The organism is Helicobacter valdiviensis (assembly GCF_003245365.1).
Lineage (GTDB): Bacteria > Campylobacterota > Campylobacteria > Campylobacterales > Helicobacteraceae > Helicobacter_D > Helicobacter_D valdiviensis.
The window spans coordinates 118315-139354 of record NZ_NBIU01000002.1 but is presented as its reverse complement, the minus strand read 5'-3'; the positions used below and the strand labels follow the sequence as shown (position 1 = coordinate 139354).

The 21040-nt window shown below is 33.3% G+C and carries 20 protein-coding genes; 14 read left to right on the top strand and 6 right to left on the bottom strand.

Translation table 11 applies throughout. The annotated features are described in order from the left end of the window. Nucleotides 1–63: 63 nt before the first annotated feature. The 8 genes from B6S12_RS01495 (at nt 64) to B6S12_RS01460 (ending at nt 7855) form a co-directional block, all read left to right on the top strand. Complete coding sequence (locus B6S12_RS01495) at nt 64–1137, top strand: Cj0069 family protein (RefSeq protein ID WP_111229051.1); 1074 nt, start codon at nt 64–66, stop codon at nt 1135–1137. 424 nt (nt 1138–1561) lie between these two features. Then, nucleotides 1562–1771 (top strand): DUF4492 domain-containing protein, encoded by a 210-nt coding sequence (locus tag B6S12_RS01490; RefSeq protein WP_111229050.1) that lies wholly within the window; start codon nt 1562–1564, stop codon nt 1769–1771. Nucleotides 1772–1779: 8 nt separating this feature from the next. Next, nucleotides 1780–3333 carry a cytochrome ubiquinol oxidase subunit I gene (locus B6S12_RS01485; RefSeq protein ID WP_111229049.1) on the top strand — a complete coding sequence of 518 codons (1554 nt, stop codon included), beginning with the start codon at nt 1780–1782 and terminating at the stop codon, nt 3331–3333. 9 nt (nt 3334–3342) lie between these two features. After that, complete coding sequence (locus B6S12_RS01480) at nt 3343–4464, top strand: cytochrome d ubiquinol oxidase subunit II (RefSeq protein WP_111229048.1); 1122 nt, start codon at nt 3343–3345, stop codon at nt 4462–4464. A gap of 96 nt (nt 4465–4560) precedes the next feature. Next, on the top strand, nt 4561–5199 hold the full coding sequence (locus B6S12_RS01475; RefSeq protein ID WP_111229047.1) for a 3-methyladenine DNA glycosylase: 639 nt from the start codon (nt 4561–4563) through the stop codon (nt 5197–5199). An 8-nt stretch (nt 5200–5207) separates the two neighbouring features. Continuing rightward, on the top strand, nt 5208–6509 hold the full coding sequence (locus B6S12_RS01470; protein WP_111229075.1) for a zinc-binding metallopeptidase family protein: 1302 nt from the start codon (nt 5208–5210) through the stop codon (nt 6507–6509). A gap of 29 nt (nt 6510–6538) precedes the next feature. Beyond that, nucleotides 6539–7402: a peptidyl-prolyl cis-trans isomerase gene (locus tag B6S12_RS01465; RefSeq protein ID WP_111229046.1), complete on the top strand. Its 864-nt coding sequence runs from the start codon at nt 6539–6541 to the stop codon at nt 7400–7402. Nucleotides 7403–7411: 9 nt separating this feature from the next. Then, complete coding sequence (locus tag B6S12_RS01460; RefSeq protein ID WP_111229045.1) at nt 7412–7855, top strand: META domain-containing protein; 444 nt, start codon at nt 7412–7414, stop codon at nt 7853–7855. Here B6S12_RS01460 and B6S12_RS01455 read toward each other — a convergent pair. After that, nucleotides 7841–8455 carry a class II aldolase and adducin N-terminal domain-containing protein gene (locus tag B6S12_RS01455; RefSeq protein ID WP_111229074.1) on the bottom strand — a complete coding sequence of 205 codons (615 nt, stop codon included), beginning with the start codon at nt 8453–8455 and terminating at the stop codon, nt 7841–7843. The genes B6S12_RS01460 and B6S12_RS01455 overlap by 15 nt on opposite strands. Before the next feature lie 253 nt (nt 8456–8708). Between B6S12_RS01455 and B6S12_RS01450 the strand changes: the two genes are divergently transcribed. Beyond that, nucleotides 8709–9704, top strand: a complete 996-nt coding sequence (locus B6S12_RS01450; RefSeq protein WP_111229044.1) for a rod shape-determining protein — start codon at nt 8709–8711, stop codon at nt 9702–9704. Next, on the top strand, nt 9688–10368 hold the full coding sequence (locus B6S12_RS01445; protein WP_111229043.1) for a purine nucleoside phosphorylase YfiH/LACC1 family protein: 681 nt from the start codon (nt 9688–9690) through the stop codon (nt 10366–10368). The genes B6S12_RS01450 and B6S12_RS01445 overlap by 17 nt, the downstream gene beginning before the upstream one ends. Before the next feature lie 83 nt (nt 10369–10451). Here B6S12_RS01445 and B6S12_RS01440 read toward each other — a convergent pair whose 3' ends face one another. From B6S12_RS01440 to B6S12_RS01430, 3 genes are read right to left on the bottom strand one after another with little or no spacing between them, the layout of a single operon-like run. Continuing rightward, nucleotides 10452–11042, bottom strand: a complete 591-nt coding sequence (locus B6S12_RS01440) for an RICIN domain-containing protein (RefSeq protein ID WP_111229042.1) — start codon at nt 11040–11042, stop codon at nt 10452–10454. 12 nt (nt 11043–11054) lie between these two features. Then, the gene (locus B6S12_RS01435; RefSeq protein WP_111229041.1) at nt 11055–11861 is read right to left on the bottom strand and encodes a cytolethal distending toxin subunit B family protein; all 807 of its coding nucleotides are present in this window, start codon (nt 11859–11861) and stop codon (nt 11055–11057) included. 8 nt (nt 11862–11869) lie between these two features. Further along, a complete protein-coding gene (locus B6S12_RS01430; RefSeq protein WP_111229040.1) occupies nt 11870–12715 on the bottom strand; it encodes an RICIN domain-containing protein in 846 nt (281 codons plus the stop codon). A 178-nt stretch (nt 12716–12893) separates the two neighbouring features. Here B6S12_RS01430 and B6S12_RS01425 point away from each other — a divergent pair, with 178 nt between their 5' ends. From B6S12_RS01425 to B6S12_RS01415, 3 genes are read left to right on the top strand one after another with little or no spacing between them, the layout of a single operon-like run. Next, on the top strand, nt 12894–14285 hold the full coding sequence (locus tag B6S12_RS01425) for a leucine-rich repeat domain-containing protein (protein ID WP_111229039.1): 1392 nt from the start codon (nt 12894–12896) through the stop codon (nt 14283–14285). Between the two features lie 10 nt (nt 14286–14295). After that, on the top strand, nt 14296–16461 hold the full coding sequence (locus tag B6S12_RS01420) for a BspA family leucine-rich repeat surface protein (protein ID WP_111229038.1): 2166 nt from the start codon (nt 14296–14298) through the stop codon (nt 16459–16461). A 13-nt stretch (nt 16462–16474) separates the two neighbouring features. Then, the gene (locus tag B6S12_RS01415) at nt 16475–17965 is read left to right on the top strand and encodes an aldehyde dehydrogenase family protein (protein WP_111229037.1); all 1491 of its coding nucleotides are present in this window, start codon (nt 16475–16477) and stop codon (nt 17963–17965) included. 112 nt (nt 17966–18077) lie between these two features. On the opposite strand, the gene B6S12_RS01410 is transcribed toward B6S12_RS01415, so the two are convergent. Then, nucleotides 18078–18881, bottom strand: a complete 804-nt coding sequence (locus B6S12_RS01410; RefSeq protein WP_111229036.1) for a phage Gp37/Gp68 family protein — start codon at nt 18879–18881, stop codon at nt 18078–18080. Nucleotides 18882–19112: 231 nt separating this feature from the next. On the opposite strand from B6S12_RS01410, the gene B6S12_RS01405 reads away from it, so the two are divergent. Then, entirely contained in the window at nt 19113–19997 is an 885-nt protein-coding gene (locus tag B6S12_RS01405; protein WP_111229035.1) for a hypothetical protein, read from the top strand. A 110-nt stretch (nt 19998–20107) separates the two neighbouring features. Here the strand turns inward: B6S12_RS01405 and B6S12_RS01400 are convergent, their stop codons facing one another. After that, entirely contained in the window at nt 20108–21031 is a 924-nt protein-coding gene (locus B6S12_RS01400) for a penicillin-binding transpeptidase domain-containing protein (RefSeq protein ID WP_111229034.1), read from the bottom strand. Nucleotides 21032–21040 lie beyond the last annotated feature (9 nt).

Below are 21040 nucleotides of genomic sequence, written 5' to 3'. Positions count from 1 at the left end.
ACTTCATTATTTAAAATTCTTTTTGATAGAATTATAAAATATATTTAATTCTAGGAGGAAATAATGCATAAAAACATTGTATTTTTTGAAGCAAAAGGCGGTAGTGATAAAGGTGCTGATGGACACAGAAAAGATACTATGCCTATGGTAAATGCACTCAAAGCTAAAGGTTTTGAAGCAGAAGTTGTGTTTTTTGATGATGCTATTTTAAGAGATGAAAATAAAAGAAAGGAAATCTATGAATATGTAAAAAATAATGCTGTAGGTTATGTATCTCGTGTAAATCCAGGAAATCTAAAAGAAGAAAAGCTTTATTTTGATGTATTAAGAAAATTATGCGAAGATGGACTTATAGGTATGCCCCATCCAGATGCTATGGTAGGCTATGGTGCTAAAGATGCACTCACAAAACTAGCCGATACCGATTTGGTTCCTAATGATACTTACGCTTATTATGATATAAAAATTTTTAAAGAAACCTTCCCTAAAACTTTAGCGAAAGGTGAAAGAGTTTTAAAACAAAATCGTGGTTCTACAGGCGAAGGAATTTGGCGTGTGCGATTAGAAAGTGAAGATATGTATCATAAATGCGAATCTTTGCCACTCAATACAAAAATTATCTGCACAGAAGCCAAAGATAATCATACAGAAGTAAGAGAGCTTGGAGAATTTATGGATTTTTGCGAGCAATATATCATCGGCGATAATGGAATGCTTGTAGATATGACTTTTTTACCACGCATTAAAGAAGGGGAAATCAGGATTTTAATGCTTTATAAAACTCCTGTGTATGTGGTACATAAAAAACCAGCAGAAGGGGGAGATGCATTTTCAGCGACTTTATTTAGTGGTGCAAAATACCGCTATGATGAGCCAAAAGAATGGAAAGCACTCATTGATTGGTTTTTAGCACAACTTCCAGAGATTAGAAGCAAACTTGGCAATTATGATTTACCTTTGATTTGGACGGCAGATTTTATTTTAGATACAGATTCTAAAGGTAATGATAAATATGTTTTGGGCGAGATTAATTGTTCTTGTGTAGGCTTTACAAGCCCTGAAGAATTTATGGAAAAAATTGCTCTTATGGTAGGAGATAATATCATTTCTATTGTAAATGAGAAAAAGGGAAATTAAAAAGCACCATTCCCATCTTTAATTGATGGGAATTTGGTTTATTTACACTTCTTATAAGCTATAAACTCTACAAAATCCTTTCTTATCACCTTTATTAAAAGCTAAATAAAATACCCAAACAATTACTCATAATCAATAAGTCACTACTGCAACCTAAATTTCTATCTTATAAAATCATTACTAATTTTTACCTCCAAATAAAAATTCTTAAAAAATATAAAAATAGTTTAATTATTATAAATAATATAATTAAATTTTATATAAAAAAGAAAAGAAAACAATAAATTTTAATCAATAAGTTTAAATTTATTTAACCTTTTAAAAAGTCCTAAAAATAAGCATTTAAAGACATTTTTATTTTTTAGTTTTTTTTAATTTTTCTAAGAATAGAATTGCAATTTTATTTTACATTTAGGAAATAACAATGGGAATTTTCAAAAAGATTTTTTTACTTTATTATGAGGGATTTAAGAATATGAGTTTAGGAAAAAGCTTATGGATAGTCATCATTCTTAAATTGCTTGTAATTTTTTGTTTTTTGAAAATTTTCATTTATGGAGAGGGTTTTAAGGAGCGTTTTCTTACACAAGAAGAAAGAAGCGAGTTTGTTAGTAAAAATTTAGTAAATTTTTAGGAGATAAAATGGAACAAGAATTAGCACAGAGAGCTCTTAGCGTAGATTGGAGTAGAGCACAATTTGCCCTAACCGCCATTTATCATTTTTTGTTTGTGCCTTTAACTTTGGGGTTATCTTTTATTTTAGCAATTATGGAAAGCATTTATGTAAAAACTAAAAATGAGCAATGGAAGAAAATCACACAATTTTGGCTAGGTATTTTTGCAGTTAATTTTGCCATTGGGGTTGCAACGGGTATTATTATGGAATTTGAATTTGGGACAAACTGGGCAAATTATTCTTGGTTTGTAGGGGATATTTTTGGCGCTCCTTTGGCGATTGAAGGACTTTTGGCATTCTTTTTAGAGGCTACATTTTTTGCAGTGATGTTTTTTGGCTGGGATAAGGTTTCAGCGCGTTTTCACTTGCTCTCTACTTGGCTAGTAGCAATAGGTTCTAATTTAAGTGCTTTTTGGATTTTAGTTGCTAATGGCTGGATGCAATATCCCATTGGCACAAGCTTCAATTTAGACAGTGCAAGAAATGAAATGACAAATTTTGTTGAAGTAGCACTCTCTCCTGTGGCAATTTCTAAGTTTTTACATACAGTTTCAAGCGGTTATGTGATTTCAGCATTACTTGTAGTGGGTGTATCTGCTTGGTTTATCTTAAAAAATAAAGACAAAATAGAGGCTAAAAAATCCCTTGTTGTAGGAGCTAGCTTTGGCTTAATCACTTCTGTATTTTTATTTATTAGTGGGGATGAGAGTGCTTATCAAGTTACCCAAAAACAACCAATGAAGCTAGCAGCTATGGAAGGAATTTATGAAGGAGAACATCGAGCAGGACTTGTGGCATTTGGCATCTTAAATCCAAACAAACAAATTGGAGATGAGCAAAGCACATTTTTATTTGACATCACTATCCCTTATGCACTATCTATTTTAGGACATAGAAGTCCTGATAGTTTTGTAGCTGGAATTAATGATTTAGTATATGGGAATAAAGAGCGTGGGATTATGGGGGTAGATGAGAAGATTGCTAAAGGTAAAATTGCATTAGAGGCTTATTCTATCTATCAAGAACATAAAAGAGCAAATACTCTAGACTTATTATCCTATGAGCAAAAGCAAGAATTAGTGCAAAAGGTGCAAAAAAATATGGCTTATTTTGGTTATGGATATTTAAAAGATGCTAAAGAAGCTGTGCCACCTATTGCACTTACTTTTTATACCTTTCATATTATGGTGGCCTTAGGAAGTTTATTTTTTGTGCTATTTATTATCGTGCTTTATTTGGCAATGGCAAACGATATTACAAAATTTAGAAAAATTTTATGGCTTTGTGTAATTACTATTCCTTTAGGTTATATTGCCGCAGAATGTGGCTGGATTGTAGCAGAAGTTGGCAGACAACCATGGGCTATTCAAGATCTTATGCCAGTAAGTGTAGCAGCAACAAATCTAGGCAGTGTAAATATCAAAATTTCATTTTTCATTTTTTTAGTATTGTTTAGTGCGTTGCTTCTTGCAGAGATAGGAATTATTATAAAGCAAATTAAAAAAGGTTTTGCACATTAAGGAGAGAATATGTTTTTTGGGCTAGATTTAGAGGAATTACAGCTTTATTGGTGGGGGATTTTAAGCCTATTGGGAGGACTTTTGGTTTTTATGTTCTTTGTGCAAGGAGGTCAAGGGCTTATTTTTACCCTACCTAAAGATGAGGAGGAAAAAACATTACTCATTAACTCTCTAGGGAGAAAATGGGAGCTTGGCTTTACAAACTTAGTAATGTTTGGTGGAGCTGCTTTTGCTGCTTTTCCTCTTTTTTATAGCGTAAGTTTTGGTGGAGCTTATTGGGTTTGGCTTTGCATTTTATTTTGTTATATTTTACAGGCTGTAAGCTATGAATACAGAAAAAAAGAAGGAAATTTTTTAGGCACTAGAACCTATGAAATCTTTTTGTGGATTAATGGTATATTAGCCCCTCTTTTGATAGGAATTGCACTTAGCACATTTTTTAGCGGTGCAGAATTTATTTTAAAAGAAGGAAATTTTGTAGAATGGAAAGGAGCTGCTAGAGGCTTAGAAGCACTTTTAAATCCCTATAATTATCTTCTTGGAATTGCACTTATATTTTTAAGTAGAATTTTAGCACTGGGTTATTTTTTAAATCACATTGATGAGGAGAGTTTGTATTCTAAAATCAAAAAAGGCTCTTTAATTTATGGGATACTATTTTTAATTTTCTTTTTAGCATTTTTAACTTGGATATTTTTAAAAGAAGGTTTTATCCTTAAAGGAAAGATGGTAGAAATAGTATCCAATATTTATCTTTTAAACTTTTTCAATTTGCCTTTTTTTGCAATTTTATTTATTTTGGGGGTAATTTTAGTAATAGCTGGTATAATGCTTTTATGTAAGCTCTATAAAAAAGCAATTTTTATTTTAGGCTTAGGAAGTGTTTTGGCAGTTTTTTCTTTGCTTAGCACTTTGGGATTTGGGAATAAAGTTTTTTATCCAAGTGTGATAAATTTAGAAGATTCTTTACATATTTTTAATGCAAGCTCTAGCTATTATACACTGAGTGTAATGGGATATGTAAGTTTATTAACCCCTTTTGTTTTGGGCTATATTGCATATGTTTGGAAAGCTATGGATAGAGTAAAACTCACCAAAAAAGAATTAGAAAATAACCATCATATTTATTAGGAGAAAAAATGAGCGAATTTTTATTATTAGCATGGCCTGTAGTGATTTATCTCTCCTACCGCTTTGTGCTTTTAAATATCACACAAATTGAAAAAGATGAAAATCACAAATAGCTATGAGCTTTTAGTATTTTTAAAATCTTTAGGTTATTTACAAAATCCTCCACATCCCCTTTGGTGGCCAAATGCTGGAAACTTTGAAGTAGTTTTGGGGGCTATTTTTGTGCAAAATACTAAATGGGAACAAGCTTTTAAAGTTCTCTCTCGCCTAAAAGATAAGGGTATTTTATCCCTAGAGGCTTTAGCTAATGTTTCTCATACAAATTTAGAAATTTTAATGAGTGATTTAGGTTTTTTTAGACAAAAAGCCCAAAGAAGCATTAAGCTATGCCAAAATATCTTAGAAGAATTTGGAAATTTTGAAAATTTTTGCGAAAATGTAGATAGAGAATGGCTTTTGGCACAAAAGGGTATTGGCAATGAAACTTGTGATAGTATTCTTTGCTATGGTGCTTTACGCGATGAGATGGTGGCTGATAAATACAGCTATAAACTTCTAAAAAGTTTTGGGTATGAGCTAGAAAGCTATGAAGAAATCAAAGAATGGCTAAAAGAAGGAGTTTTAGAAAATTTTACAAAAGTATGTGAGTTGTATGGATATGAAATATCCTTAAATACCCTTTATGCAAGGTTTCATGGAAAAATTGTAGAGTTTTGCAAAATACAAAAATTTTAGGAGAGAAAATGCAAGAATTAAACCCATTAGATTTATTTTTAGAAATCTGCAAAATTCCTCATTCTAGTAGGGATGCAAAAATGTTAAAAGATTGGATTATTCAAAAAGCACACGAATATGGTGCAGAAGTTAAAGAAGATAAAGCTGGGAATGTGCTATGCTCTAAGGGAAATCCCAAAATATGCCTACAAGGACATTATGATATGGTATATGTAGGAAACAGTAATTTTAAAATAGAGCCTTATTTTTTTACCAAAGATGATAAAGAATGGCTTGGTGCAAAAGACTCTAGTCTAGGAGCTGATAATGGTGTGGCAGTTGCTTGTATGCTTGTAGCTTTAAAAGAATTTAGCCATATAGAATGTCTTTTTAGTGCAGATGAAGAAGTGGGAATGGAGGGTGCTAGGGATTGTGAGCTGGAGATTTTAAGTCCTTTTGTTTTAAATTGCGATAGTGAAGATATCGGCGAAATCGTTCTTAGTTGTGCTGGTGGCTATGATTTAATCGCTTCACAAAAATTAAATAAAAAGAATTTAGAGGGAGAGTGGAATTTCTTTAGAGTGCAAACACAAAACTTTAAAGGCGGACATAGTGGTGTAGATATTCATAAAAATATCCCAAATGCCCTCATAGAACTTTTCAAAATGATAAAAGAAAATGATGGAGAAATTTTGCAATTTAGTGGAGGAGAGAAAAGAAATTCTATCCCTGTTCATGCTAGTGCATTAGTAGCTTTCAAAAAAGATTTTACAAATATAAAGTTTGATACAAACCATTTTGTCTTAAAACCTACAAACCATGATGAAAAACAAGCTTATGATACATCAGCCCTAATGGATGTGATTTTTAAAATACCTTTAGGAGTTTTAAGATGTGAAGAAGATAATGTAGTGCTATCAAGCAATCTTGGAATTATCAAGCAAGATGGCGATAAATTCACTTTAATTTTTATGGATAGGGGTAACAAAGAAGAAGAAATGCGAAAGCTTTTAGAAAAAAAACAAAATATGCTTGAACAATTAGGTTTTATAAGTGATGTGCAGGACTTCTATCTACCATGGGAGCGTGAAGAGGGAGAATTTGTGTTTAAAGTAGCTAAAATCTATAAAGAACACAACCAAAAAGCACAAATTAAAAGTATCCATGCAGGATTAGAATGTGGAATCTTAAAACAAAAATTTCCTAATAAAAGCTTTGTTTCCATTGGGCCTACCATTTTGTGCCCACATTCCAAAAGAGAACATTTAGATATGCAAAGTTTTTGGAAATTTTGGGAGATTTTAAAAGGAATCTTAAAAGAGTTTAGCTAAAATAAAACACTTCATTTTAAGGAAGATTTATGAGGCAAATAAATTTAAAAAAAATGCTAACAAGCTTAGTGCTTAGTAGCACACTGGGTAGTGCATTAATCGCTGCTCCCTCTTTGGTAAATGGTATTGCACTTTTTGTAAATGGTTCGCCTATTACTCTTTTAGAGCTTTATTCTACCGCACAAGAGGCAAAAGTAACACAAGATGTTGCCATTGATATTCTTATCAATAAAAAATTACATGAAGATGAGATTAAAAAACGCAATATTGATGTAAATGAGCTAGAAATTAATGAAGAAATTGCCGCACTTGCTAAAAAAAACAAGGCAACTATAGAACAAGTTAAAGCCTATGTAGAAAGCAATGGTGGAAATTTTGAAGCCTACAAAAAAGAAATTAAAGAAAGACTTTTAAAACAAAAGCTCTACCAATCTATCACACAAGAAAATTTAAAAAATCTTGATGAGCGTGAGTTAATGGATTATTACAATGCCAATCAAGCAGAATTTTCTATTCCACAAAGTATAGATGTAGTGAAGTTTTATAGCAAGGATGCAAAATCTATTGAAAATACAATTAAAAATGCTGGGAAAACTTTACAAAAGGGCGTAGCACAAGAAAATGAAGTTTTGCAAACTGTTGCATTAAATCCTCAAATTGTGCGAGATTTTACGCAGGCAAAAATAGGAGGTTTCACTCCTATTTACCCAATTGATGGGCAGTTTGTTACTTTTAAAGTAATGGCTAAAAACAACCCTACTTTATTGCCTTTTGAAAATGTTAAAAATGTTGTTATACAAAAGATGGTTACACAAAAAGAAGATTATATCATCTATGAGTATTTTGAAAAATTACGATCCAATGCAAAAGTAAATATTGTTCGTTTAAAATAAGGAGAAAAAATGCAAAAAAAAATATTAGCTGGATTATTTGGTGTAGGACTTATTTTTAGTGCTTGCTCTAGCAAAAGTGGAGTAGCACAAAACTACAACTTTGAAGAGATTTTAAGCCAAAAAGAACAATGGAGTATTACAAAATATACTAAAAATGGTGTGGATAATATCCTTTCTGTAAAAGAAGGAGAGAAAAAGTTTTTTCTAGGCTTCAAAGAGGGGAAAATCTTTGGCTATGCAGGTTGCAATAACTTCTTTGGTGGATATAGCATAGAAGGAAATACTTTAAGCATAGGCAATGGAGGAATGACAAGAATGATATGCGATCCTGACTCTATGGAAATTGAAGCAGATATTAGCACAGCTCTTTTTAATCAAAAAAGCAAACTTGTCAAAAATGAAGATGGTAGCTTAGATATTATCAGCAAAGACATCAAGCTAAATATCAAATAAATCTTCGTTGCTTTTATGATTTTGCAAGATTGCATCAAAATGCAGAATCTTGCAACTATTTTCTAGCACAGCAATCAGTTTAGAAAGCATTTCTAAATCGCGATGATAAACATACACTCCATACCCCTTAATCACCATAATCTTTTTATCATTTTCTTTAAAAAATCGGTTAATCTCCACATCTGCACGCTCATACCAAGTATCATAATCTTTTGGATTATATACTTCAATATTGCCTAAAAGCTCATAGCCAAAATAGTCTTTAGGGGTAATTTGATTATGTGAAAGTGTATAAGCAATCGTAAAAGGTGGCATACCATAAGCAATATACTTAGCATTAGGAATATTTTGATAAAGCAAAGAATGGATAAAAGCATCAATACTAGCGTCATTCCAGCGATAATCTTGCTTATGATAAAGTGTAATAAAAGAATCTTGATTTAAATCATCAAAAATAGCGTCTTTTTTATTGATAAGAAAATGTCCCTCTTCAAGTTTTGTAGAAATAGATCCATGAAAAATTCCAAAGAAATTTTTACGAAACATAGAAAGAGAGATATTTTTTAAATTACGAATGATTTGTGTATCTAGTTGTTCCATAAAAATAATTGTATCAAAATTGTCCGTTTTAGGCAAATTTTATATTATCTATTTTTATACGACACTCCTTTTTTTAAAAATAAAAATCAACTGAAATTTGTGCAATTTTAAACACTTTTTTAAGTTATAAGCCAAACTTGCAAAAATTTTAAAATTTTAAGGCAATTTTGTAAGTTTTTTATAAATAAAAATAGATGAGTTTGCTATAATAACGCTCTTGAAACATATAAAGAAGTATTTATAAGTGAGAAATATGGCTATTTTAAATAGAAGTGATATTGCAATTGATCTTGGGACTGTAAATACAATCCTAAGAAATGATATAGATAATGTTGTATTTAATGAGGCAACTTGCATTGCATTAGATTGTCGGTTTGGTTCCAAAAGAATAGTTGCTGTTGGCAATCAAGCAAAAAAGATGCTAGGAAGAGTGCCTAAGGATTATTTGGTTATAAATCCTCTACTAAATGGAGCTATTAGCGACTTTGAAACTACAAAAATCTTTATGAAAAATCTCATAGAAAAAAGTAAAGTAGGTTCTCTCTCTCCACGCGTTGGCATTAGTATCCCCCAAAACCTTACCCAAGTAGAGCGATATTCTTTATATGAGGCGACAATTTTAGCAGGTGCTAAAGAAGTTTTGCTCATAGAGGATCCTTTTAGTGCAAGCGTAGGAGCAGGCGTGGATATTAGCACTCCAAGAGGCACTATGGTAATTGATGCAGGTGGAGGAGTGGTTGAGGTTAGCATTATCACTCTTGGAGGGCTTGTTACAAGTTCTTATTCCAAAGAGGCAGGAGATCATTTAAATAGTATTTTAGTAGAACATTTTAGACACAATAAAAATATTGCCATTAGCAAAGAAATTGCTGAAGATATTAAAAGAAAAATCAAACTTTTAGAGGACAATCCACCCATTAATATTAGTGCTAAAGATTTAGTAAGCGGATTACCTGCACTCTTTGAAGTAGATATGCAAGAATTAAGAAACTTACTTTTAAATGAGATTTTAAAAATCAAGCAAATCGTGCTTGAAGCTATCCATAATACTCCCCCACAAATTGCTCCTGATATTATTGATGATGGTGCAATTTTGACGGGTGGAATGGCTCTAATGAGTGGATTTAAAGAGATTTTAGAAGAAGAATTAAAAATGAAAATTAGACTTTCTCCTGATCCAATTTTAGACATTTCCAAAGGAGCAGCTTTGATTATGCAAAGCTATGAACGCTATGCACAAAAACTCTAAAGAAATTCTAAATACAGATAAAATTTGTGCCTTTTTAAGCAAAGCCCCCTTGAATATCGCCCTACATGTAGGCGACAATGAAAAAAATGTCTTGGAAAATCGCAAAAAAATCCTAAAAGAATGGGGGGTAGAATTAGAAAATCTAGCTTGGCTCAATCAAGTGCATGGAAGCGAAATCAAAAATGCCAAAAAAGGAGGTTTTTTGGGAGATGGAGACGGTATCATACTAGATAAAAGTGGAATTTTAGGTATGGTAATGGTGGCTGATTGCAACCCTATTTTACTCTATTCTTCTAAGATGCTTGCACTTCTCCATGGAGGTAGAGTCTCTTTGCAAAAAGGTATTATTTATAAAGCTATAGAAATTTTAAGAAAATCTTGTGAAGCTGAAGAGATTTCTTGCTATATAGGACCTTCTATTAGAGGTTGTTGCTATGAAGTAGGAGAAGAAGTAATAGATAAGGAATTAGAGATAGGAAAAATCTACAAAGATGGAAAAATACACTTAGACTTAATAGCAGTTATCAAAGCACAATTAAAACAATGCAATATCAATAAAATAACAATCAGCCAAATTTGCACACACTGCAAAGGGGAAGAATTTTTTTCCTATCGTTTAAGTAAAAATTGTGGCCGTTTTGGGCTTTTTGCTATGTTAAAATGAATTAAGTTTATTTTAGCTAAACACGCAACAATTAGAGATTTTTAACTTCCAAACCTAAAAGCTAGGGCATACAGCCCTACCCTCTATTCTATAGGAGTAGCCTCAATAAGAGGTGGTGCAAAAAACATCAACTCATTTAAAGCCGCAGGCAGAGTTTCATCAATCGTGCAAGGTTGCAATCCAAAGCGATTTTCAATAGGAACATTTGGATTATAATAAGTTACAATACATTCATTTGCTTCTAGCACTAAAGAGCGAATTTGAACTCCTGCTGTATTTGTAGGCATTATAGAAAAAATTGTTTCCAAAGTCCCATCTTCTAAATCTTTAGAACAAGATTTACCTCCAAAAAATCCTTTATCTAAAATTGCCAAACAAATATCTTCATTTGAGGGATTTACAAACTGCACATATCCAAAAGGAACGATTTTTGATAGTCTCTTATCTCTCTGTTTAATAGTATCATTAGGCTGAATTTCGCGTATTCTCCAATTTTGATCAATCAATCTTTGAGAAGTTTCCCTAAAAGGACTTAGACTAATCCCAGTTTCAAGTGATCGGATAGTAAAAATCTGTGTAAATTCACTAAGCTCTCCAGGATCTTCTGCAAAAAGCGGATTAAAACACACAAAAGATATAGATAGGGCTAAAAATAACTTTCTTATTCTTTTCATTGCAAAACTCCTTTAAAATCTTCTAAAATTTACTGGAAAGTGATCAGATGTTAAATGTGTCCTAAGCCCTGCTAAAAGCAAAATTGCAGCAAGTGGTGGTGGAATATAAGTAGCTCTTGTGTTTGAATTGCCTGTAATTGCATAATCAAGCACCCTTCCACTTGCTTGAGTAGCACTACTTTGGGCTACTATATTAATTCTTGTTGCTAGTTCTCTATCAATCAAGCTTGTAATCATATTAGGTTCTCTATTAAAATCACCTGCTATAATCCAATCTACATTTCTTTGGCTTCTCATTTGCATATCCACTGCTGTTATCAATGCTCCTGCATCATTTCCACCGCGTGCAAGTGCATGGATATTAAAAAATGCGTTATTTCCTATGCGGATTCCTAAAATGGGGCGTGAAGCAACTGTGGGCGGTGGGATTACAAACACTTCATCTGCTCTTTGTCTGCTAACAATAGCCAAATTTACTCTATTTGCACCCACATCAATACGAGAATAATAAATCCACACAGATTGAGGGCGTGATGCTGTGCCTAGATTCCATTCATATTCATGTGTTGGGATACCAACGCCTACTGGTTGAACCACTCTTGGTGTCATCACTGCACTTTGAGGTAACACTCCAGCTTCTTGCACCATCAATACATCTAATGGAGCATCATTAGAAATAAGCTGTCTTACGCTCACATTCCATTTACTTTCGCTTGAAGCTGAAGAGCCTTGCAAATTCCAAGTGCCAATATTAAATTCTTCTAGCCCCGCAAAAGCAAACCCCACACATAAGCTAAAAATTAAAATAATCTTTTTCATAGCCCCTCCTATTTGTCTATAATAATTGCTTTTGCAGCAAAAGTTGGTGCAACCAAATACCACTGCTGATCAAGATTACTTACACCAGATTTTACACAAGTATCTGTTAGTATTTCAAACACTTTATAAAAATCTCCCAAAGGATTGTCAATTTTAGATTGCAAACATTTTCCATTTGCTAGATTTTTGATTTGCATAGCTTGATTACTCATAGGTTTTAGCTCCCAAAACTGACTTTGATTACTAGGATCACATGGATAATGCACAGTTCCACTTCTATAAGCTGTTAAACAATTCCCAGTGCGAACATTTTTAAACATTACAAAGTTCTTTGGATATTCAATCACACGCCAAATTCTTGCATTGCCAAGAGATTTGCTATTAATATGTGTATAACCCCAAATCCAATTTCCAGAAGCCAATGCCCACACGGTTAAAAGTTCTCCACCTGCACCCATAATGCCAACATATTCACTCATAATTCCCCTATTTTCAAAAACCTGCATTTGATTTAATTTCCCATCGCTACCCAATAAAGGTTGTGGGCCATTTACTGCACCTTTTGCATTTGGATTTGGCTTAATAATAGGTGGATTTAGAGGAGTTGCAGGAACAATATTTTTTCCATCTACCAAAAAAGGCTCTTTAAAAACATTGCCCCTCTCCAATTCCACAGGAGGAGTTGGCTTTGCCCCTAAACGCAATGGATCATTATCATTCCAAGCACCAAACGAACGCCCAAGCGGATTGATTTTTATAGCTTCAATCTGATTAGTATCTGGTTGCTTTTTAGAACAACTAACAAAAGCAAATGCTACTAAACTTAAAGCCAAAATAAGCTTAATTCTTTTCATGTTTCTCCTTTAAATTTAAGTTCATCATTTTAAGTTCTTGATAGAATTTTAATGATACTTATTATCATATAGAAATTTTTATTAAAATAATAGAATTTAGGCAAATAATTTTAAACATTATTTATTTTGATACTTTTTGATATAATAACAATTTGTTAAAATCTTTTAGGAGTATTTTTTGCAAAGCCTTAATGAACAAGAATACAAAACCTTGCAAGAGTGGTTTTATGAAAATTTTGGCAATAAATCTTATAAAAACAAACAAATGTTTCCTAAAAATTTAGAAGATTTTTTAAAACATTTTAATAAACAGCACAAATTATGCTTTAATGCTAATAGCAATACAGACTTTTCAAAAATTAATGCAGAGATGTTTAAGGGAGTAGAATCTTATTTAAAAAAGCTTGATATTTGGCATTTAAAGCTAGAGGGCTTGTGCTTAGAAGAATTGCCTAGTTTTGTTTTAGAGCTAAAAAATTTACAAAAATTAAGTCTGTATAACAATAGCTTTTGGCAACTAGATAAAATAAATGAGCTAAAAAGTTTAAAAAAGCTTAATTTAGCTCACAACTGCTTTTGCGAAATGCCACCACTTTCTTTACCCAATCTCACACACCTAAGCATATATGGTAATTTACTAGAAAATAAAAATGAAACAGATTCTATTGGACTTAAAAACCTTAACACTCCAAATTTAAAAAAGCTTGATTTAGGTAAAAATGCACTTAGTTACTTCCCTAGAGAGATTTTAGAGTTTAAAAGCCTAAAAAAGCTTAATTTAAGCTCTAATAAAATTTCATCTTTGCCTTGCCTTCTTGCTTTGCAAAATCTTAAAACTTTAAAACTTTCTTGTAATGCACTAAGCGAGGTTTCAAAAGAACTCACCACCCTGCCAAACTTACAAAAGCTTGATATTTCTTATAATAAACTCACAAGCCTAGATACTAGCTTTTACAAAGCTAATTTTGAACTTATTAAAAATGGAAATAAAATTCCACTTACAGATTATGAAAAAGAACACACCTCACATTTAACCCAAAAAGAATTTAAAGCCCTTAGCACTTGGTTATGGAATAACTGCCATGATTGTGGGCTTATTCTAGAAGATATGCTAGATGAGTTTAGGTGGTATGATGATGGCTATGATGCACCAGAACTTAAAGAGTGGTTGTTACAAACCCGTGTTTTTGGGCTTCTTAGAGATTGTCCAAAAGTAAATGAGCTACCAAAAGAGTTAGGAAAGCTAAAAGGACTTCAAAAAATTAATGTCTCTTACCACCCTATTTCCACTCTTCCAAGCGAAATTTTTGGTATAAAAAGCCTAGAATATCTTGATATTTCAGGCACAGATATAAGCGAGCTTTCAGATAAGATTAAAAATTTAGAAGAATTAAGATTGCTAGATATAAGTGGCACTTCTATAAAATCCCTACCTATAGAGATTTTAGAGTGCAAGAAATTAGAACACATCTTAGTAGATGAAGACTTCATAATCCCACAAGATTTCCCAAAAAATCTCATAAAAACTTCACTAAATAAAGAAGAATGGAAAAAATTTAACTACAATTAAAGGAGCAAATATGCAAAAACCAGCAAAAGTCTTAGAAAAACAACTCATTAACGCAGTAGAAAGTCTCAATGTAGAAGCGGTTAAAAAGCTTTTAGATGAGGGAGCACCCATTAATGCAAAAGTAGAACATTATGGTGAAGAAAGTCATCTTTTTGGCGATTTGTATAGAGACTATTGGCATAACTATCGTTTTGAAGATAAACAAAAAGAAGTGCAATTAATGAAAAAGATTCTAGATCTTTTCTTTGCTAGCAACCAAAAGATTGAAGGCGAGTTCAAAGGAAAGGGTGATAATCTGCTTTGCTTTATGATTGAGCACAATTATCTGCTAGATTGTGGAAAGCTCTTAAGACTAAAGCCTGAAATCAACACCCAAAACATCTATGAAAATCCCCTAATGATAGCAGTGCGATATAGAAAAAATAAGGCAGTAGAACTACTACTAAAGCATGGTGCAGATGTAAATCTAGCTGCTAATGCAGGGACACCCATAGAGTATGCAATCACTTATAACTTAGAGGTTTTGCCGCTTTTATTAGAAAATGGCGGAAGTGTTGATGAGGCGTTTGTAGAGGCGTGTCGTAAGGGTGATGAGGGACTTATAAAAGAGCTTTTAAGCAAAGGTGCTAAGATAGATTCCACAAATAGACTTAATCAAAATGCACTCTTTTTCCAAAAAGCCTATACTAACAAAAATATTTTTAATATGCTTTTAGAATCTGGAGTGAATATCAACCACAAAGATAAAAATGGCTTCACGCCTATTTTCCGTGTGATTTACAATAAAGACACAGATTATTTAGAAATCTTTTTAGAAAAGGGTGCAGATATTGAAGCAAAAAATAATGCTGAGATTACACCTGTGCATTATGCCTATAATAGAGGCTTTCAAAAGGAAGCAAACCTATTAGTAAGATTTGGTGCAAATATAAATAATCAAGATGATGAAGGGATAACACCACTTATGCAATCTATCATTAACGGCAAGCAAAATGCCTTTAAAGCACTGCTAAAAGCTGGGGCTGATATTAGCCTAAAAGATAAAGATGGCGATGATGTGCATTCTCTCATTAAAAGTCAAATTGACAAAAAGTCCCAAAAAGCATGGGAAGAGCTAATAGCCACCACAAAGCCCGTAAAAATCAAAAAACCAAGCGCCAAAAACACAAAAGATTCTACTCCTAAAGTCGCTAAGCTAAAATACTTCCCAACCACCAAACAAGAGCTTTTAAAACTCGTTCAAAATAGCAAAGTAAAGCTAGAGACGATTGATACAAGCAAGATTAAAGATATGAGTTATATCTTTAAAGAATCAAAACGCAGAAGCTTTAAAGGCTTAGAAACTTGGAATGTAGAGAGCGTGGAAAATATGAAAGATATGTTTCGTGGGGCAAAGTTTTTTAACCACGATATTAGCGCTTGGAATACAAAATCGCTTAAAAATATGCAAGGCATTTTTTATGAATGCGAGAATTTTAACCAGCCACTTGATTCTTGGGATGTAAGTAGGGTTACAAATATGGGTTGGGCTTTTTATAGATGTATAAAGTTTAACCAGCCTCTAGATTCTTGGAATGTAAGCAGTGTTACTAGTATGGATCATACTTTTTATGGATGTATAGAGTTTAACCAACCGCTAAATTCTTGGAATGTAAGCAATGTAGAAACAATGAGTGCTATGTTTATGGATGCAAGGCGTTTTAATCAACCCTTAGATCTTTGGAATACTTCTAAAGTAAAAGAGATGGGGCATATGTTTAGTGGAGCATTTTCTTTTAACCAAAATATAGAATCTTGGGATACTTCTAATGTAGAGGGTATGTCAAGTATGTTTAGTGAGGCAGTTTCTTTTAACCAACCACTAAATAACTGGAATGTAAGCAAGGTTATTTATATGCGATGTATGTTTTATGGGGGGTTTGGCGGAGAAGGAGGGAAAATGAGCTTTAACCAACCCCTTGATAAATGGGATGTGAGAAATGTGAAAGATATGGATCGTATCTTTTCTAATTGTCATAAATTTTCACAAAATATTGACAACTGGCAAGTAAGAAAAGATTGTCGCTTCTCCTATGAATTTACAGAGTTCAAAGGCGAGTTTGCAGGTAGCAGCTTAACAAAACTACCCAAATGGTATGCACAAATCATAGAAGAACAAAAGGCGCAAAAGAAGTAGGGGGAAAGTAATAATGAAGAAAGATATCCCCCATATTCTACACTTACAGAAAAAATATTTTACAAGCAATGCAACAAAGCCACTAAAAGCAAGGCTAAAGGCTCTCTCTTGCTTGCAAGATTCTATAAAGGCTCATGAAGATGAAATACTTCATGCGCTTTTAAAAGACCTCAACAAATGCAAAGAAGAAGCCTATATATCTGAAATCTTTCAAGTGTATGAAGAAATCAAATCCGCTAAGCAATGGGTAAAATCACTAAGCAAGCCAAAACGCGTAAAAACGCCACTTAGCCACTTTGGTGGAAAGAGCGAGATTTATTATGAGCCCTATGGCGTGGTGCTTATCATCTCTCCTTGGAATTATCCTATCAATCTTAGCCTAAGTCCGCTTATTGGGGCTATTGCATGTGGGAATTGCGTGATACTAAAGCCCTCAGAATACGCGCCACATTGTGCCAGCGTGCTAGCAAAGATAGTGCAAAGTGCCTTTGAAAGCACACAAGTAGCCATTGTGCAAGGTGATAGCACAATAGGAGCCAGCCTTTTAGAGCAAAAATTTGACTATATCTTTTTCACGGGTAGCGTGAATGTAGGGCGTATTGTCTTGCAAGAAGCGGCTAAAAAGCTCACGCCTGCTACATTAGAGCTTGGCGGGAAAAATCCTTGCATTATACAAGACTACAAAGATAGTGCAACCACTGCAAAACGCATTATGTGGGCTAAACTGCTGAATGTCGGGCAGACTTGCACAGTGCCGGATTATCTGCTTGTGCGCGAAACCTTAAAAGAGGAGCTTATTGCAAAGCTTATAGAATCTATGACTAGTTTATATGCGCCACATGCGCTTAAGCAAAGTGAGAGCGAGCTTCAAATAAGCATTCTTAACAATCAAGAATATGGCAAAATCATCTCACACAGGCATTTTGAGCGGATCATCTCACTTTTTGAGGACACTAAGCGCATTTTGGGTCAAGATTGTGTGATTTTTGGCGGAAAAAGTGATGAAAAAGCTTTAAAAATCGCTCCTACACTCCTTGATATGGGCAATATACGCGACTATATCTCCAAGCAAGATTCTATAAATCCTAAGCGCGATATGCGTATTTTGCATGAAGAGATTTTTGCACCCATTTTGCCAATTTTTACCTATCATGATCTAAGCGAGTGCAGGGCGTTTATACAAAGCTTTGAAAAGCCACTTTCACTTTATATCTTTAGCGATGATAAATGCAAGCAGCGTGAAATTATAGAATCTGTAAGCTTTGGCGGGGGCTGTGTGAATGACTGCATTATACACTTGGCTAATAATCACTTGCCTTTTGGAGGTGTAGGCAATAGTGGCATGGGGAGCTATCATGGAAGGCATAGTGCAAAAACTTTTGCAAGGAAGAAGGCTATCTACACCGCACCGCATTTTGACCTGCCCTTGCGTTATCCGCCTTTTAGCAAAAAGCTTTTTGGACTAAATAGACTTACGATACTTCGCAAAATCTTTGGGGTATAGGCTAGAGGCTTTATAAAACCTTTTTCATTTCGTGTTTTATAAATCCTAAATTATCCTCATTGCATGCACAAAATTTAATATACAAAAGATTAGTGAAGAACTAGAATTTTATTTAATCAAATAGGCTTGGCGCTTGCTTTTTAGCCTGCTTTTGCTTGAGCAAAACAAAGGCAGGTGCATTTTTGGGATATTCTTGATAAATCTTACCGCCAAGCTTTGCACCATTTTCTTTTTTGCTTCTTTTAATGCCATCTTCTCCATAAGTGCCCCACTGCTTAAAGAAAAAGGCGACATTTTGCTCCTCACACTGCCTTTTAATATTTAGCACCCATTCTTTTTGTATCGCTCTTGCATTGCTCCCACTCTCGCCACCTACTACTACCCAACTAATCCCGCTTAAATCAAGCTCACCCAAATCGCTAAGCAATGGCTCACAACACAGCCATTTTATAGGGGCGGGAATGTCGCGGATAAGCTCAATTCTCTCTTTTACTCTATAAGATTCTATGGTTGTGCCTAACCACACATTTTGGGGGATTTCTCGCTTCTTGCCACCGCCAAAACCGCCACTATCACCTAGAAAATATTCTCTCGCTCTTAAAGGGCGTTTGGTTAGGATTTGAAAGCTATGGTGCGCACTTTTAGCTATCACTTCCATGATAGAATCTAAAAAGCCAACCTCCATATTTTCATGAAATAAATCACTCATAGAATTTACAAAATAAAGTGTGGGCGTTTTATTCTTTAGTGGCTCTTCTAGGCGGCTAGGAAGCATTTTAAATTTAAAGCCATCTTTGTAGGTTTCATTCCCTAAATCTTGCAATCTCTTTGCCATAGCCTCTGCATAGCAGTTTTTACACCCTTCACTTACCTTAGTGCAACCAATGGTGGGATTGTAGGAGGCAAATTTGCTCATCAAGAATTTAATTCCTTTTAATTTAGTATTGTGCAACAATTTAATAACTGTGGCAAAGCTTTTTCATTACTATATCCCCCATAAATCAACCCTACCAATCTTCAATCTTTATTATATTATACAAGATATCATGTGAGTTTTTAATAACTCTCTTGTAACTCTTAAGAATTTTTGCTACCATTTCTAAATAAGACTTCCAAAATAAATCAATTTTACCCAGGGGGTTTAAATATGAATAATCTAAATTATGAGATTAAAATCATTAAAAATTTTTGCAAAGATAAATTTGAAAAAACTAATACAACTGATGATTTTTCATTCTTCCATAAACTTTTATCGCAAAATTTAGAAATCTATACTAACAAACAAGACAATACTTTTAAAAAAGATACTTTTTGGATTTATAAAATATTTGATATTCAAATTCTATGCATTAAAAAAGAATATCAAACAAGTTATATTCCAAGCACTTATTGCAGCTTCTACAAACCTACAACCAATTATAAAGCAATCTATACAAACCAAAATATGTCAAATGATGACTTTTCTGAAGCTTTAAGGGGGAGCTCAACCCTAAAAATCAACGAAGACAATTGCTACGATAATGATGATATTAAAGTGGTTTTTTATGAAAAGGGATTTTTATTCCAAAATAAATATGATAAATCTCAAAAGTCAAAATTTGAAGCTATTGTTGGTTTATTTATACTCTCCTTAGCCTATCGTGAAAAAATAGAACATTTTTTAGAACAAACTTCAAACGCCATAGACAACAACCACAAAGAAATTATTAATATCAAAAAAGATATTTACACCTTTAATCTAAAATATTTTTTCAATAATCCTATCCATTATAATCACCAACAAAAATATACAATTTGGTCAATCTTATTTAAATACTATAAAATCTCAGAAAAGCATCAAGAAGTTAAAACTCAAATTGAAAATCTTGTAGACCTTCTATACACAGAACAAAAAGAAAAACAAGAAATGGAAACTATTGCAAAAGAAGAAAAAAGGAAAAAGATAGAATTTATTTTTATTATTTTAGGTTTTATCATTACTCTTGCCTCGCTAATTAGCACCTACAAAGATTTAGGAGAGCTATTAAAATAATTATTCTATTTAATTAAGAGGAAATTATCTCTCCATTTTCCTCATAATCTCATCTTTATACTTTAATTTGTGCTTTTATACAGCTTTTATTTATTGAAGTTTTATTTGGATTAATTTTGGCTAATAATAGTTTCTATACACTCCTTTACTAACTCAATTTGTGCCCTCTGTGTGAGATTATGTGTTTTTGCATATTCTTCTAGGCTTTTAGAATCTGCATTAAAAGCAAAGGGGTAGCGCACCTTGTGAGAATCTGCCATAGCTCTATTTCCTAAAGTCTTTGTATCCCCTGTTTTACTATCTATTTTGCCCCCATTAGCCAGATTTGCACTATCTATCTCTACAAATCCCACAAACCAAGATACTCCAGAGTTATCCCATTTGCTTAAGCCAGTCTTGCCATAGAGAGTATATTCTTTGGTATCTTCTAGCTTTATTGTCTTAATCACTTCTTGTTGCGCCTTTTTGGATACAGGCAGGCTAAGTGTGCTTAGGCGCTCTATAAACTCTAATTGCTCTAATGCGCTAATTTGCAAGCTATCATCAAGCCAAAAATAATCAATATCCTTGCCAATGCTTTCATTTCCATAGTGTAGCTTGTGCAAATACTCCTGCATTCTCTCCCTGCCAATCTTTCTTGCTAACTCTTGAAACGCAGGGACTTGCGAGATTTTCATACCGCTTTTAAGGCTTGCATTGCTTTTCCAAGATTCTATGCTTACAGGCTCTCCATTATAGCGGTAAAACACCTCATCACTATCACGCACTATGCCTAAATCAAGCCCAACAAGTGCATTATAAATCTTAAAAGTAGAGGCAGGCATATAGCGGACTTTTGCGCGTTTTATATCATTACTTATGAGCTTATCTTGCGTGCTGATAATAAGTGTGCCTTTAATGCCATATTTGCTAAAAAGCTTTTGCAACGAAGTGTTAGTTTGCAGATTCTTTGCAGAATTCGTAGAATTTACATTAGGATTTGCATAAACTATGCTGCAAAGCAGTAAAAAGATTAAAAAATAGAGTTTTTTCATTGGTGCTCC